This is a genomic window from Kitasatospora sp. NPDC097605 (assembly GCF_040302725.1).
Taxonomy (GTDB): Bacteria; Actinomycetota; Actinomycetes; order Streptomycetales; family Streptomycetaceae; genus Kitasatospora.
Map to the genome: position 1 here is coordinate 120894 of NZ_JBEOSF010000017.1, position 14830 is coordinate 135723.

The 14830-nt window shown below is 74.7% G+C and carries 12 protein-coding genes; 10 read left to right on the top strand and 2 right to left on the bottom strand.

Translation table 11 applies throughout. The annotated features are described in order from the left end of the window. The first annotated feature begins 247 nt into the window (after positions 1-247). The 8 genes from ABTX81_RS20710 (at position 248) to ABTX81_RS20745 (ending at position 9706) form a co-directional block, all read left to right on the top strand. Positions 248-1948 (top strand): LCP family protein, encoded by a 1701-nt coding sequence (locus ABTX81_RS20710; protein WP_350547754.1) that lies wholly within the window; start codon positions 248-250, stop codon positions 1946-1948. Between the two features lie 108 nt (positions 1949-2056). Then, a complete protein-coding gene (locus tag ABTX81_RS20715) occupies positions 2057-2518 on the top strand; it encodes an SRPBCC family protein (RefSeq protein WP_350547756.1) in 462 nt (153 codons plus the stop codon). A 179-nt stretch (positions 2519-2697) separates the two neighbouring features. After that, a complete protein-coding gene (locus ABTX81_RS20720; RefSeq protein WP_350547758.1) occupies positions 2698-3483 on the top strand; it encodes a VOC family protein in 786 nt (261 codons plus the stop codon). A 90-nt stretch (positions 3484-3573) separates the two neighbouring features. Beyond that, complete coding sequence (locus ABTX81_RS20725; protein WP_350547760.1) at positions 3574-4335, top strand: HAD family hydrolase; 762 nt, start codon at positions 3574-3576, stop codon at positions 4333-4335. Further along, a complete protein-coding gene (locus ABTX81_RS20730; RefSeq protein WP_350547762.1) occupies positions 4332-6797 on the top strand; it encodes a glycoside hydrolase family 65 protein in 2466 nt (821 codons plus the stop codon). The genes ABTX81_RS20725 and ABTX81_RS20730 overlap by 4 nt, the downstream gene beginning before the upstream one ends. Positions 6798-7016: 219 nt before the next feature. Further along, on the top strand, positions 7017-8729 hold the full coding sequence (locus ABTX81_RS20735; protein ID WP_502892821.1) for a pyruvate dehydrogenase: 1713 nt from the start codon (positions 7017-7019) through the stop codon (positions 8727-8729). Positions 8730-8801: 72 nt separating this feature from the next. After that, positions 8802-9473, top strand: a complete 672-nt coding sequence (locus tag ABTX81_RS20740) for a helix-turn-helix domain-containing protein (RefSeq protein ID WP_350547764.1) — start codon at positions 8802-8804, stop codon at positions 9471-9473. A 32-nt stretch (positions 9474-9505) separates the two neighbouring features. Further along, on the top strand, positions 9506-9706 hold the full coding sequence (locus tag ABTX81_RS20745; protein ID WP_350547766.1) for a DUF6126 family protein: 201 nt from the start codon (positions 9506-9508) through the stop codon (positions 9704-9706). 51 nt (positions 9707-9757) lie between these two features. Here the strand turns inward: ABTX81_RS20745 and pdxR are convergent, their stop codons facing one another. Further along, positions 9758-11269: a MocR-like pyridoxine biosynthesis transcription factor PdxR gene (pdxR, locus tag ABTX81_RS20750; RefSeq protein WP_350547768.1), complete on the bottom strand. Its 1512-nt coding sequence runs from the start codon at positions 11267-11269 to the stop codon at positions 9758-9760. Between the two features lie 84 nt (positions 11270-11353). Here pdxR and ABTX81_RS20755 point away from each other — a divergent pair, with 84 nt between their 5' ends. Continuing rightward, positions 11354-12304, top strand: a complete 951-nt coding sequence (locus ABTX81_RS20755; RefSeq protein ID WP_350547770.1) for a hypothetical protein — start codon at positions 11354-11356, stop codon at positions 12302-12304. A 171-nt stretch (positions 12305-12475) separates the two neighbouring features. Further along, entirely contained in the window at positions 12476-13369 is an 894-nt protein-coding gene (locus ABTX81_RS20760) for a sigma-70 family RNA polymerase sigma factor (protein ID WP_350547771.1), read from the top strand. Here the strand turns inward: ABTX81_RS20760 and ABTX81_RS20765 are convergent. After that, a complete protein-coding gene (locus tag ABTX81_RS20765; protein ID WP_350547773.1) occupies positions 13323-14711 on the bottom strand; it encodes an MATE family efflux transporter in 1389 nt (462 codons plus the stop codon). The genes ABTX81_RS20760 and ABTX81_RS20765 overlap by 47 nt on opposite strands. Positions 14712-14830: the final 119 nt, after the last annotated feature.

A 14830-nucleotide genomic window follows, 5' to 3' on the forward strand; every position in this document is an offset into this window, starting at 1 on the left:
GAGTGCCGCCGGGCCGCCTCCGCAGCACGGAACGATTCGGCCGGATCATCGGTTTGTATGATCTGAGAGTTGGCTTCCCGGGGGACGAGAGGCCTGTCGTGGGGGCCGTGGGGGATGTCATCTCGGGGGCGTTCGTAGGGTATTGCGACCGTCGTATGTGCAACCTCGGGGCTTTCCCGACCGTCTCTTTGTGTGCAACGCGTCCGGACGCAGGGGGGCGCGGCGTCCGGCGGTGAAAGGTTCACGCATGTCAGGTCAGCGGAGCGAGGGTCCGGCCCGCGGTGACGACACGAGCGCCGCCGCTGTCCCCCCGCCCCGCCCGGGCGGTCGCGCCGAGGCACGCCGGGCCGCCCAGGGCAAGCCGAGCGCACCCGCGGCCGCCGCGCCGGCACCCGGCGGCCGCGCCGCGGCCAGGGCGGCGGCGCGCAAGCCGAAGTGGGGCGCCAAGAAGATCGTCGCCTGGTCCGCCGCCGGCGTGCTCGTCCTGCTGGCGGGTACCGGCGGCGTGATCTACTTCAAGCTCAACGGCAACATCAAGACCATCGACCCGGGCGCGATAGCCCCCGACCGCCCGCCGGAGGCGCAAGCCGACGCCAATGGCAACAAGCCGGTCAACATGCTGCTCATCGGCTCGGACAGCCGCGGCGGCAACAACTCCGACCTCGGCGGCGGCGACACCTCCGGTGCCCGCTCGGACACCACGATCCTGCTGCACGTCTACGCGGACCACAAGCACGCCGTGGGCATCTCCATACCGCGCAACGCCCTGGTGACGATCCCGCCCTGCAAGAAGCCGGACGGGAAGTGGTCCAAGGAGGTCAAGGGCGAGAACGTCATCTTCAACGCCGCCTTCTCCACCGGGAACGCCGAGGACGGCAACCCCGCCTGCACCCAGAACACCGTGGAGAAGCTCACCGGCATCCGGATCGACCACACCATGGTGGTCGACTTCCAGGGCTTCGCCTCGATGACCAAGGCCGTGGACGGCGTCGACGTCTGCCTGCCCAAGGCCATCTACGAGGGCGACATGAACCCGAACCTCGGCCGGAGGGGCGATGTGGTCCTTCCGGCCGGGCGCCAGAAGGTGGACGGCCAGAAGGCCCTCGACTACGTCCGGCTGCGGCACGGCCTCGGCGACAACTCGGACATCGGCCGGATGAAGCGTCAGCAGGCCTTCCTGAGCTCGATGATCAGCGCGGTCAAGCAGCGCGGACTCAGCCCCACCAACCTGCTGCCGCTGGCCGACGCCGCCACCAAGTCACTCCGGGTCGACGAGGGGCTCAACACCGTCGACAAGCTGATGTCCTTCGCGCTCTCGCTGAAGAACATCGACCTGCACGACATCAAGTTCGTCACCCCGCCCTGGCGCTTCCACAAGGAGAACCTGGAGCTGGTGTCGCCGGGCGTCGACAGGCTCTGGGAGACCCTCAAGGCCGACCGCACCATCGACGGCCAGAACGCCACCGGTGAGCAGCCCCCGGAGGCGGCCGCGCCGACCCCGGCGGCCGACCCGGCCACCTCCGCCTCCCCGCTCGCGGCCGACACCGCCAACAAGGACGTCAAGGTGTCCGTCTACTCCGGCACCCCCGGCACCGGCCTGGCCACCAAGGCGGCCGAGCAGCTCAAGGCGGCCAAGTTCACCGCCACTGCGGTGGGCCCGGCGAAGAACCTCAAGTACACGACCACCATGGTCCAGTACGGCTCGGGACAGAAGGCGAACGCCGAGAAGGTCGCCGCACTGTTCCCCGGTGCGGTCGTGGAGTCCGGCAGCTCGGCGGGGATCACCGTGATCGTCGGCAAGGACTTCGCGGCGGCCAACGGCGCGGCGGCCTCCCCGAGCACCGCCGGCGGCTCCTCGGCCGCCCCGGCCACGCCCGCCCCGCTGCCCAGCAGCGTCACCGACGAGGCCCGGTCGGCCGACGACGACATCTGCGAGAAGATCTCCTAGGGCTGATCGGCGTGCCCGCCGGGCCCGGGGCGCGCCGCCTCCGGGCGCGTGCCATGGTGGGCCTGTCGGACACGCCCGGGGGGAGCAGCAGGCCCGAAAGGCGGAACCATGGCCGAGATCGCCCTGGAGCTCGACATCGCCGTTCCGCGCGCCGTCGTCCTGGCCGCGCTGACCACTCACGACGGGCTGACCTCCTGGTGGACCACCGACGTGGAGCGGGAGGACGACGTGCTGCTGTTCGGCTTCCCCGGCGTCCCCGAGCCGTACCGGCTGCGGCGCGAGCGCACCGGGCCCGACCGGGTGGTGTGGACGAACGCCGGGGCCTTCCCGCCGCACTGGGCCGGCACCTGGATCAGCTGGGACCTCGCCGACCGCCCCGACGAGCGGGGCGAGCCCGGCCACCGCACCCGGCTGCTGCTGCGGCACGGCGGCTGGCAGCCCGGCAGCGAGGAGGGCGTGCCGATGGTGGCCGGTACCTGGGCGCAGCTGCTCGTCCGGCTCAAGGACTACGCGCAGAGCGGCAAGCCGCAGCCGCTCTTCACCGAGGGCGGCCGCCGCCACACGCCGTGACCGCCGGCGCCCCCGCCGGTGACCGCCCGGCGGACGGCGACCCGCCGGGACGCCGTCCGGTGGCGGGATCGCGGAGGCACGGCGATCGTGGGCGGTGTACGGCCGTCCGGCCGCGCGGCCGGACGGCCCGCGCCCCCGGCGGCCGGCCCGGCGGACGACCATCGCTTGGAGGCCCAGGAATGCCCGTAGTCACCGCACCGTACAAGCCCGGGACCCCCTGCTGGGTGGACCTGACCGCGAGCGACCAGCAGGCCGCGCTCGACTTCTACCGCGACCTGTTCGGCTGGCAGGGCGAGGTCGGCCCGCCCGAGTACGGCGGCTACTCCGTGTGCTCGCTGAACGGCAAGCCGGTCGCCGGGATCATGGCGCGCTCCGCCCCGGACGGGCAGCCGCTGCCGCCGGTCGGCTGGACCACCTACCTCGCCGCGGACGACGCCGACGCCGCCGCGCAGGCCGTCGCCGGTGCCGGTGGCACGATCGTGTTCCCCGTGATGGAGGTCGGCGGCACCGGCCGGATGCTGGTCGCCGCGGACCCGACCGGCGCGGTGTTCGGCGTCTGGCAGAAGCTGGACTTCATCGGCGCGGGCATCGTCAACGAGCCCGGCGCGCTGGTCTGGAACGAGCTCAACACCACCGACACCGACGCGGCCGGCCGGTTCTACCAGCAGGCGTTCGGCCTGCGCCCGGGCACCATCCAGGGCATGGAGGGCTTCTACTCGCTCAACGTCGGCGACCACACGGTGGGCGGCATGCAGCCGGTCGCCGAGTACCTGGCGCCGGGCACGCCCTCGCACTGGATGGCCTACTTCTCCGTGGACGACACCGACTCCACCGTGGACGCCCTGGTCAAGGCGGGCGGCTCGGTGATCCAGCCGCCGTTCGACATGCAGGCCGGGCGGATGGCGGTGGTGCGCGACCCGCAGGGCGCCGCCTTCGCCGTCACCTCCACCCCGGACTCGCCCTGAGCCCCCGCCACCGCCGACGGACCGCCCCTTCCCGCGACGCGCCGCCGGGAATGGGCGGTACGCCGCGCGCGGACGGGTAAGACTGCACCCATGCTGGGGCTACCGGACGACATCCGCGCTTTCCTCTTCGACCTCGACGGGGTGCTCACCCAGACCGCCACGGTGCACGCCGCGGCCTGGAAGGACACCTTCGACGCCTTCCTGCGGGCCGAAGCCGCCCGCACCGGCGGGCCGTTCACCCCGTTCGACGCCGTCGCCGACTACGACGCCCACGTGGACGGGCGGCCGAGACTCGACGGCACCCGCGCCTTCCTGCACAGCCGGGGCATCGACCTGCCCGAGGGCACCGACGCCGACCCGCCGGGCTCCCGCACCGTGCACGGCGTCAGCCGGGCCAAGAACGACACCGTGCTGCGGATGATCCGCGAGCAGGGCGTCGCCCCCTACGACGGCTCGGTCGCCTATGTGCGCCGGCTGCGCGCGCTCGGCCTGCCCACCGCCGTCGTCTCGTCCAGCGCCAACTGCCGGGACGTGCTGCGCGCGGCCGGCATCGAGGGCTTCTTCGACGTGATCGTGGACGGCGTGGTCGCCAAGCGCGAGGGACTGCCGGGCAAGCCCGCGCCGGACACCTACCTGGCCGCCGCCCGGGCGCTGGGCGTCGAGCCGGCGCACGCCGCCGTGTTCGAGGACGCGCTGGCCGGGGTGGCCTCCGGCCGGGCGGGCGGCTTCGGCGCGGTGGTCGGCGTGGACCGCACCGGCCAGGCCGCCGAACTGCGCCGCGACGGTGCCACCGTGGTCGTCCGCGACCTCGCCGAGCTGATCCCGGACCACCCCGAGGAGGGGACGGCATGACCGGCCAGGAGCGCAAGGAGCGTCACGAGCGCAGGGAGCGCCAGGAACGCCAGGAGCGGCAGGAGCAGCCCTTCGCCGTCGACCCGTGGCAGATCGCCGAACACGGCCTGGACCTCACCGCGCTGGCCCGCGCCGAGTCCGTCTTCGCGCTCTCCAACGGCCACATCGGCCTGCGCGCCAACCTCGACGAGGGCGAGCCGCACGGCCTGCCCGGCACCTACCTCAACGGCGTCTTCGAGCTGCGCCCGCTGCCGTACGGCGAGGGCGGCTACGGCTACCCGGAGTCCAGCCAGAGCGTCATCAACGTCACCAACGGCAAGATCATCCGGCTGCTGGTGGACGACGAGCCCTTCGACCTGCGCTACGGCGAACTGGTCAGCCACCGCCGCTGGCTGGACTTCCGCGAGGGCCTGCTGCGGCGCTCCGCCGAGTGGACCTCGCCGGCCGGGCGGACCATCAAGGTCGACTCCACCCGGCTGGTCTCGCTCACCCAACGGGCCGTCGCCGCCGTCGAGTACACCGTGGAGGCGGTGGACGGCCCGGTGCGGATCGTGCTGCAGAGCGAGCTGGTCGCCAACGAGCAGCTGCCCGGCGGCCCCGAGGGCGACCCGCGGGCCGCCGCCGTGCTGGAGGCCCCCCTGCTCGCCGAGGCCAACCACGCGAGCGGCACGAAGGCGGTGCTGGTCCACCGCACCCGGTACAGCGGCATCCGGGTCGCGGCCGGCATGGACCACGTGATCGAGGGCCCGGAGCGGCTGGACACCGTCGCCGAGGCGGAGGCCGACCACTGCCGGATCAGCGTCACCACCGTGCTGAACCCGGGCGAGCGGCTGCGGCTGGTGAAGTTCATGGCCTACGGCTGGTCGGCGACCCGCTCGCTGCCGGCCGTCCGGGACCAGGTGGAGGCCGCGCTGACCGCCGCCCGGTACACAGGCTGGGACGGCCTGGTCGCCGAACAGACCGATTTCCTCAAGGAGTTCTGGGACACCAGCGACGTCGAGATCGAGGGCGACGTCGAACTCCAGCAGGCCGTCCGGTTCGCCGTCTTCCATGTGCTCCAGGCCGGCGCCCGCAGCGAGGAACGCGCCATCCCCGCCAAGGGGTTGACCGGCCCCGGCTACGACGGGCACAGCTTCTGGGACACCGAGACCTTCGTGCTGCCGGTGCTCACCTACTGCCTGCCCGCCGCCGTCAACCAGGCGCTGCGCTGGCGGCACACCACGCTCCCGCTGGCCCGCGACCGGGCGGTCCAACTCGGCCTGGCCGGCGCGGTGTTCCCGTGGCGGACGATCCGCGGCGAGGAGTGCTCCGGCTACTGGCCGGCCGGCACCGCCGCCTTCCACATCGGCGCGGACATCGCGGCCGCCGCCGCCCGCTACGTCCGGGCCACCGGAGACGCCGAGTTCGAGCGCGAGTACGGGCTCGAACTGCTCGTCGAGACCGCCCGGATGTGGCGCTCGCTGGGCCACCACGACGCCGTCGGCCGGTTCCGCGTCGAGGGCGTCACCGGCCCGGACGAGTACAGCGCGGTCGCGGACAACAACGTCTACACCAACCTCATGGCGCAGACGAACCTGCGCGCCGCCGCGGAGGCCGCCGCCCGCCACCCGCGCGAGGCCGCCCGGCTCGGCGTCGACACCGAGGAGACCGCCGCCTGGCGGGACGCCGCCGCCGCGATGTTCATCCCGTACGACGAGAACCTCGGCGTCCATCCGCAGGCCGACGGCTTCACCGACCACCAGGTGTGGGACTTCGAGAACACCCCGCCGGAGAACTATCCGCTGCTGCTGCACTACCCGTACTTCGACCTGTACCGCAAGCAGGTGGTCAAGCAGGCCGACCTGGTGCTCGCCATGCAGGTCCGCGGCGACGCCTTCACCGACGAGCAGAAGGCCCGCAACTTCGCCTACTACGAGCGGCTGACCGTCCGCGACTCCTCGCTCTCCGCCTGCACCCAGGCGGTGATCGCCGCCGAGGTGGGGCAACTCGACCTCGCGTACGACTACACCGCCGAAGCCGCCCTGATGGACCTGCACGACCTCGGCGGCAACACCCGGGACGGCCTGCACATGGCCTCGCTCGCCGGGGCCTGCATCGCCCTGGTGGCCGGCTTCGGCGGGCTGCGCGACCACGGGGAGGTGCTCTGGTTCCGGCCCAGGCTGCCCACCGGGATCATGCGGCTCAGCTTCTCGCTGCTGGTCCGCGGGCAGTTGCTGGGGGTGCGGATCGACCACGACGAGACCACGTACACGCTGCGCCGCGGCGAGGTGATCCATCTGCGGCACGACGGCGAGACGGTCCAGGTGAAGGCGGGCCGCCCGGTCTCGGTGCCGACCACCACCCCGCCCGCCCAGGAGCGCTGCAGCCAGCCCCCCGGCCGCGCACCGGCCCGCCGCCAGGCCCAGGCCGGCCTCACCGCCGGCCGCATCACCTCCGGCCCCGACCACCTCGCCGCCGAGTAGCGCGCGCCGCGGCCGCCCAGGGGGCGCCCTCCCGCCCGGGGGCGCCCCCTCGCGCTCCCGCCCGGTGCCCCCTCGCCCGGCCGGAGGCCGTCCCCACCCCTCACCCGTTCGGCCCGCTCCGGCTGCGAGCGGCCCGCCGCCGGCGGAGGGTGCTGGTGTCGCGTGTCCGGCGCGCGTCCCCGGCGTCAGGAGATTCCCGTGGTGAGTGTGGCCGAGCAGATGGTGGCGGTGCTCCGGCAGGCCGGGGTGGAACGGGTCTACGGCGTGGTCGGTGACAGCCTCAACCCCGTGGTGGACGCGATCCGCCGGGCGGAGGGCATCGCCTGGGTGCACGTCCGCAACGAGGAGGCCGGCGCTTTCGCCGCCGCCGCCGAGGCCGAGCTGACCGGCCGCCTCGTGGTCTGCGCCGGCTCCTGCGGCCCCGGCAACACCCACCTCATCCAGGGCCTCTACGACGCCCAGCGCAGCGGCGTCCCCGTCCTCGCCCTAGCCTCGCACATCCCCTCCGGCCAGATCGGCACCGGCTTCTTCCAGGAGACCCACCCCGAGCGGGTGTTCACCGACTGCAGCGGCTGGTGCGAGATGCTCTCCACCCCCGGCCAGCTGCCCCGCCTGCTGCGCGTCGCGGTCCAGCACGCCCTCGGTGCCCGCGGCGTCTCCGTGCTGGCCTTCCCCGGCGACGTCGCCGCGCTCTCCGCCGCCAACCCCACCGGCGTCGGCCACTTCCTCACCGAGCAGGCCGTCGCCGCCCCGCCCTGGTCCCAGGTGCAGGAGCTCGGCCGGGCGCTCAACGCCGCGCGCCGGGTCGCGCTGTTCTGCGGCGCCGGTGTGCGTGCGGCGCACGCCGAGGTGATGGAGGTCGCGGGCGTCCTGCACGCGCCGGTCGGACACTCCTTGCGCGGCAAGGAATGGATCCAGTACGACAATCCGTACGACGTAGGAATGAGCGGCCTGCTCGGCTACGGCGCCTGCCACGAGGCGCTGCACTCGGCCGACCTCGTCGTGCTGCTCGGCACCGACTTCCCCTACGACTCCTTCCTGCCCCAGGCCCGCACCGTCCAGGTCGACCACGACGCCACCCGGCTCGGCCGCCGCACCGCCCTCGACCTCGCCGTGCACGGCGACGTCTCGGCCACTCTGCGCGCGGTGCTGCCGCTGCTGGAGCAGAAGGCCGACCGCTCCTTCCTCGACGACATGCTGCGCCGCCACTGCCGCGCGCTGGAGGACGTGGTCGGCGCGTACACCCGGGACATCGAGAAGCACCTGCCGATCCACCCCGAGTACGTCGCCTCGGTGCTGGACGAGGTGGCCGCCGACGACGCGGTGTTCACCGTCGACACCGGCATGAACAACGTCTGGGCCGCCCGGTACCTGCAGCCCAACGGGCGCCGCCGGGTGATCGGCTCCTTCCTGCACGGCTCGATGGCCAACGCGCTGCCGCACGCGATCGGCGCCCAGCTCGCCTTCCCCGGGCGGCAGGTGGTGGCGATGGCGGGCGACGGCGGCCTGTCGATGCTGCTCGGCGAACTGCTGACGGTGGCCAGGCACCGGCTGCCGGTCAAGACGGTGGTCTTCAACAACGGCGCGCTCGGCATGATCAAGCTGGAGATGCTGGTCTCCGGCTACCCCGAGTCGGAGATCGACAACGGCGACGTCGACTACGCCGGGATCGCCCGGGCGATGGGCATCCCGGCCAAGCGGGTCACCGAGCCGGCCCGGGTGCGGGAGGTGCTGGCGGAGGCGCTGGAGAGGCCCGGCCCGGCACTGGTGGACGTGGTCACCGACCCGAACGCGCTGTCCATCCCGCCGCACATCACCGCCGCCCAGTTGAAGGGCTTCGCGCTGGCCGCGGGCCGGACGGTGCTCTCCGGCGGCGTCGGCCGGATGATCGATCTGGCGCGGTCCAACCTCAGGAACATTCCCCGGCCGTAGGGCTCCGACACCGGCCCTTGCCTGTGAGGCAAAAAAATTGCCCGTGCGGCACGCGAGGTGTCCACTGGACACATGACCACCAGCCCAGCCGGTCCGCCCGAGGCTCCCGCCACCGCGTCCACCGCTCCCGCCGTCCCCGTCGGGGAGCACGAGACGCAGGAGGTGGCCGGTCTCGCCGCCAGGCTGCGCGACCACCGGCTCAGCAGCCGCCTCACGCTGGAGGTCGCCGCCGCCAGGGTCGGTCTCTCCCCAGCCTACTTGTCCCGACTGGAGACCGGACGCCGGCAGCCCTCACTGCCCGTCCTGCTCGGCCTCGCCCGCGCCTACGGCACCTCCGTCTCCGGCCTGCTCGGCGAGACCTTCACCGAGCCGGACCCGGTGGTGCGCGGCGGTGCGATCGAACCCGGCCGGGCCGGCGGCTGGGGCTACCGGAGGACCGGTGCCCCGGGCCGGGCGATGCAGGCGCTGCGCGTGCACGTCCCCCCGGGCGTGCAGGACGCCGTGGTCCGCGTCCACCCCGGCGAGGAGTGGCTGTACGTCCTCCAGGGCCGGCTGAAGCTGACCCTCGGCGAACGCGTCCACCTGCTGGAGGAGGGCGACTCCGCCCACTTCGACTCGCTCACCCCGCACTGCATCGCCGCCGACTCCTCGTCCGGGGTCGACCTGCTCTTCATGCACACCCTGCTGCAGAGCCCCGGCGGCGAACTCTGCCTCGGCGGCGGCCCCGCCGCCCCGCACCACTGACCCGACGTCAGGAAACCCGGAGGAGAACCCCGATGGCCGAGACCGCCGCCACCCCCGCCCCGACCGCCGTGTCCGTCCCGGACACCAACGAGGAGGGCGCCGCGAAGACCATAGACGCCGGCAAGTGGGCGAACCGCCGCGTCTACCACCGCCTGGTGATCTACACCGCCGGCGGCCACCTCTTCGCCGGCTTCATCATCCTCCTGTTCGAACTGGGCAGCCGCAACAAGTAGTTCCCGCTCCACCACGCCCCCGGCCGCCGAGGCACCCCCCCGGCGGCCCCGTCAGGCCGTGCGGAGCACCTCGCAGAGGGCGTCGACGGCGGCGGGGAAGGCGTGCTCGGCGGGGGTGGCGTAGCCGACGACGAGGGACGGGGCGGCGTCCGGGGCCGGGGTGTGCTCGGTGAGGTACCAGCCGAGGCCGGTGAGGACCAGGCCGGCGGCGCGGGCGCGGTCCATCAGCTCGGGCTCCGGGGAGGAGCCGGGCGGCAGTTGCAGGACGGCGTGCAGTCCGGCGGCGATCCCGGTGACCTTCACCCGCGGGGCCCGTTCGGCGAGTGCCGTGACCAGCCGGTCCCGGCGGTGCCGGTAGTGGAGGCGGCAGCGCCGTACGTGCCGGTCGTAGCGGCCCGAGGTGATCAGTTCGGCGAAGGTGAGCTGGTCGAGCACCGGACTCATGGTGTCCGCCGACGCCTTGAGCCGGGCGACCGGTCCGACCAGCTCGTCGGGCAGCGCCAGCCAGGCCAGCCGCAGGCCGGGCGCGAGGCTCTTGGCGGCGGTGCCGCCGTACACCACCCGGTCCGGGTCGAGCGCCTGCATGGCGCCGAGCGGCTGCCGGTCGTAGCGGAACTCGCCGTCGTAGTCGTCCTCGATCACGTACCCGTCGTACTCGCGGGCCCAGTGCACGGCCGCCGCCCGGCGCTCGGCGGCCAGTGCCGCACCGGTCGGGAACTGGTGCGCCGGGGTGAGCAGCACCGCCCCCAGCCGCCCCGCCTCCCGCTCGGCGGATCGCGAGCCCGAGAGCTCCGCCAGCAGGTCGGTCCGCGCCCCGGAGCAGTCCAGCGGCAGCGGTGCGAGACCGAGGCCGGCCGCCCGCAGGGCGTCCCGCTGCGGCGGCAGCCCGTACGCCTCGACGGCCACCCGCCCCGCCCCGCGCTCGCGCAGCGCGGCGGCCAGCAGGCCGAGGCCCTGGCCGAAGCCGGCGCAGACCAGCAGCCGGTCCGGGTCGGTGCGCACGCCCCGCACCCGGGCCAGGTAGTCGGAGAGCGCCCGCCGCAGTTCGATCCGCCCCAGCGGCGAGCCGTAGTCGAAGGCCTCGTGCGGCGCCACCGCCAGCGCCCGCCGGGCGCTGGCGAGCCAGGCGCTGCGCGGGAACAGCGAGAGGTCCGGCCGCCCGGCGAGCAGGTCGTGCCGTCCGGTGGGGCGCACGCCCGCCCGGACCTCCACGGCCCGGCCGGCGGGCCGGGGCGCGGCGCGTTCGGCGACCGTCGTCCCGGAGCCCTGCCGCGAGCTGAGCCAGCCCTCGGCGGTCAGCTGCCCGTACGCCTCGACGACGGTGTTCCGGGCGATCCCGAGGTCCTCGCCGAGCGCCCGGGAGGACGGCAGCCGGGTACCGGGCGCGAGCCGCCCGTCCTGGACGGCCTCGCGCAGCGCGTCCTCCAGTGCCGCGCGCAACCCGGCCCCGGCGGCCCGCCGTTCGCCGAGGTCGAGGTGCAGATCGCCGCCGAACGCGGTCCAGGGGGCGGGGTCACGGCCGGCGTCACGGGCGGGGCCGGAGGTGGTTCGGGGGCGGCTCATGGCGGGATTATCGCCGCAACCCCCGCGGCTCCCGGATCTCCGATACATTGCGCCGGACGCACGATCGCGCTGGGGGTGGCGAACATGGCGTACCAGTACGGGAGTTCGGCGGTTCCGCAGCGAAGACGGCGGCCCGGCCGCGGGGGCTGCCTGACCGCCCTCCTGCTGCCGCTGTTCTGCGTGCTGCTGGGCTGTCCGCTCGCCCTGCCGGTGGTGATCCCCGCCCTGATGCGGGCGCAGACCCCGCCGCTGCACACCACGCCGGGGCAGCTGGCGATCCTGGTCGGCATCGCCTACGCGGTCGCGCTGCTGGTGGACTGGCTCGCGGGCCGGCGCCGCCGCCCCGTCGCCCGGTGGGTGGTGCCCGCGCGGGCGGCCGTGCTGACCGCCGCGTGCTCGCTGATCGCCCACCTGGTCGGCGCCCACCTCGTGCCGAAGGTCTTCGGCGCCGCCCAGGACCCGGCCGCGGCGAACGGCTACGCCCTGCAGTGCCTCGTGGTGGGAGTGTTCGCCTGGCTGTGGCGGCTGGCCGTCCGCTCCTGGGCCGGCAACCCGGTGGAGCCTCCCCGGCCCCGCTGGACGCCGTCGGCCCAGGACCCGGACCGGGCCTCCTCGCGCACCGCGACGGTCACCCGTCCGGCGGCGGGGGAGGTGTGGGTGGCGATGGTGCCGTTCCGGGACCGCGCCGAGGAGGCACGGCACTACTGCGTGGTGGTGGCGGCCCGGGCCGGGTACGCCGAGGTCCTGCAGATCACCAGCAAGGACAAGGACCACCGCCCCGACTACATCCGGATGGAGAACGAGGGCTGGGACCGCACCGGCAAGCCGTCCTGGGTCGAGATCGGGATGACGCCGCGCCGGGTGCCGTACGGGAGCTTCCTCTCCGACCACCCGCAGGGCCCGTGCCCGCCGCGGATCTGGCGGGAGATCCAGCGGCGCCAGGCCGCGCTCGGGGCGGCCCGCCCGCCCCGTCCGCCGCGCCCGCGCCCCTCCGGCGGCCCCTCCCCGTCCGCCCGCGGCCCCCGCCGGCCCTGAGCGCCCCGACGCGTCCCGGGCCGAGGGCTCAGTCCCAGGCCGCGCCCGCCGGCTCCCGGATCGCCGCGGTGATCCGGTTGAAGAAGTCGGTCGGTCCGCCCGCGTCGGCGTCACGCGGACCGGTTAACGTCCGTCAATGCACTGACGGATCCCGACGCGAGGGTGTGACAGATGAACGGGGAAGACCTTCTGGCCGAGCGCTTCGAGGAGCACCGGCCCCATCTCCGGGCGGTCGCCTACCGGATGCTGGGCTCGCTCAGCGAGGCCGAGGACGCCGTCCAGGAGACGTGGTTCAAGCTGAGCCGCTCGGACGTCAGCGAGGTCGTCAACCTCGGCGGCTGGCTGACCACCGTGGTCGGCCGGGTCTGCCTGGACCTGCTGCGCTCGCGGGTCGCCCGGCGCGAGGACCCGCTGCAGGACGAGGGCGGCCAGGAGGTCCGGCTGCCCGATCCGATCATCGGCGGAGCGCGCGCCATCGACCCGGAGCAGGAGATCCTGACGGCCGACTCGGTCGGCATCGCGCTGATGATCGTGCTGGAGACGCTGGCCCCGGCCGAGCGGCTGGCCTTCGTGCTGCACGACCTGTTCTCGGTGCCGTTCGACGAGATCGCCCCGATCCTCGGCCGCACCTCCGCCTCCACCCGCCAGCTCGCCAGCCGCGCCCGCCGCCGCGTCCAGGGCGCCGCTCCCGCGCCGGACGCCGACCTGGCGCTGCGCCGCGAGGTGGTGGAGGCGTTCCTGGCCGCCGCCCGGGGCGGGGACTTCGACGCGCTGCTCACCGTCCTCGACCCGGACGTGGTGGCCCGCTCCGACGGCGGCGCCCTGCGGCCGGCCACCTTCCGGCGCGGCGCGAGCGAGGTGGCGGCCGGGGCGAGCCTGTTCGGCGCGCAGTTCGCCGGGGAGTCCCGCCTGGTGCTGGTCAACGGCGAGCCGGCGGTGGCCACCTTCGTCGACGGCCGCCCGGTCTCGCTCGCGGCGTTCACCGTGCGCGGCGGCAGGGTCGTCGAGCTGAACATCTTCACCGACCCGGAGCGCCTGGAGCGCCTCGGCCTGTCGGCGGCCTGACGTCCTGCTGTTCCACCGGCCGCCGGGCAGCGCCCAGCGGCCGGTAGAGCAGCCACCACAGCACCGTCCAGCAGACCGCGACGCCCAGGCAGGCCCCGGCCGTCATGGTCAGGTACAGCGCGTCGGTGGAGTGCCGGGCGGCGCTCAGCGGCCCGCCGACGGCGATCACGGCGCCGAAGTACCCGACGTTGAGGGTGAACGCGACGACGCCGTGCCCGGTCTGCTCCAGCAGGGTCAGCGCGGTGAGCGCCAGCGCCGTGCAGCCGAACGACGGCCCGGTCAGCTGGAGGAAGCGGACGGCCTGCCCGGCGGTGTCCGGGTCGGCGGAGAGCCGCGCGGCCAGCGGCGCGCCCGCCGTCCACAGCACCGCCGTCACGGCCAGGTAGCAGCCGGCCGTCAGCAGGCCCCCCGTGCGCACGGCCCGCCGGGCGGCGGTGCGGTCGCCGGCCGCGCCCGCCTGGTTGACCAGGATCGCGACGGCGGAGCCGAACCCCACCGCCGGGACGATCACCGCGCTCTGCAGCGTCGAGCCGAGCGTGAACCCGGCCACCGCGCCGGGGCCGAACGGGGCGACCACGCGCAGCATGACCAGGTTGACGACGCAGAGCAGCAGGAACGACGCGCCGACCGGCACCCCGACGGACACCACCGCGGCCCGCACCTCGCCCGCCGCCTCGGTGGTCCGCCGGGCCGGCAGCCCGGCCCGCCGCAGCAGCACCGCGCCGAGCAGCACCTCCACCACCCCGGCGCCGAGCGCGGCGACCGGCAGCGCGGCCAGCCCCCAGTCCGCCCCGAGCCCCAGCCCGCCGACCCCGGCCAGCAGCAGGCCCGCCGAGGTGAGGGTGAGCAGCAGGCCACGCCCGGTCGCGCCGGAGCCGCGCAGCACCGCCGCGCACAGCTCGCCCAGCCCGCCGACCGCGTTCACCACCACCATCACGGCCAGGAAGCCGAGGAACGGCGTCCGGTCGGCGGCCGGCACGTCGAGCAGCGCCCCCAGCGGCCCGGCGCCGGCCAGGACGACGACGCCGCACACCAGGTAGCAGCACGCGCCGATCCGGGCCGCGGCGGCGAGGTGGCCGGGCAGCTCGGCCCGCCGCCCGGCCCCGGCGGCGCGCGCGGCCACCACCTGGAGGGCGACCGAGAGGCCGATGTTCAAGGCGAGCAGGAGGAAGCCGACGGGGGTGTAGAGCGCGCGCAGGTAGAGCGCGTGCCCGCCCGCCGCGCCCAGCATCGCCACCACGGCGAACTGCGCCCCGAGGGCGACGGCCTCGCTCAGCACGACGGGCGCGGCGAAGCCCGCGATCCGGCGCACGGTGGGCGGTGGCACGGCCGTCTGCGTCATGGCTCCCCCGCCCGTTCACGCGCTGTCCCGTCGACGATGCCAAATTTTCGCCCCCGCACGGAACCCCGCCCGCGCCCCCGATCACTCCGGTGGCCTCCTCCGCTGCGCCCTCCCGGCCC

Excerpts from the sequence above, each read along its gene's own strand:
- ABTX81_RS20710 (WP_350547754.1), top strand. The coding sequence starts at position 248 with ATGTCAGGTCAGCGGAGCGAGGGTCCGGCCCGCGGTGACGACACGAGC.
- ABTX81_RS20715 (WP_350547756.1), top strand. The coding sequence starts at position 2,057 with ATGGCCGAGATCGCCCTGGAGCTCGACATCGCCGTTCCGCGCGCCGTC.
- ABTX81_RS20720 (WP_350547758.1), top strand. The coding sequence starts at position 2,698 with ATGCCCGTAGTCACCGCACCGTACAAGCCCGGGACCCCCTGCTGGGTG.
- ABTX81_RS20725 (WP_350547760.1), top strand. The coding sequence starts at position 3,574 with ATGCTGGGGCTACCGGACGACATCCGCGCTTTCCTCTTCGACCTCGAC.
- ABTX81_RS20730 (WP_350547762.1), top strand. The coding sequence starts at position 4,332 with ATGACCGGCCAGGAGCGCAAGGAGCGTCACGAGCGCAGGGAGCGCCAG.
- ABTX81_RS20735 (WP_502892821.1), top strand. The coding sequence starts at position 7,017 with ATGGTGGCGGTGCTCCGGCAGGCCGGGGTGGAACGGGTCTACGGCGTG.
- ABTX81_RS20740 (WP_350547764.1), top strand. The coding sequence starts at position 8,802 with ATGACCACCAGCCCAGCCGGTCCGCCCGAGGCTCCCGCCACCGCGTCC.
- ABTX81_RS20745 (WP_350547766.1), top strand. The coding sequence starts at position 9,506 with ATGGCCGAGACCGCCGCCACCCCCGCCCCGACCGCCGTGTCCGTCCCG.
- pdxR (WP_350547768.1), bottom strand. The coding sequence starts at position 11,269 with ATGAGCCGCCCCCGAACCACCTCCGGCCCCGCCCGTGACGCCGGCCGT.
- ABTX81_RS20755 (WP_350547770.1), top strand. The coding sequence starts at position 11,354 with ATGGCGTACCAGTACGGGAGTTCGGCGGTTCCGCAGCGAAGACGGCGG.
- ABTX81_RS20760 (WP_350547771.1), top strand. The coding sequence starts at position 12,476 with ATGAACGGGGAAGACCTTCTGGCCGAGCGCTTCGAGGAGCACCGGCCC.
- ABTX81_RS20765 (WP_350547773.1), bottom strand. The coding sequence starts at position 14,711 with ATGACGCAGACGGCCGTGCCACCGCCCACCGTGCGCCGGATCGCGGGC.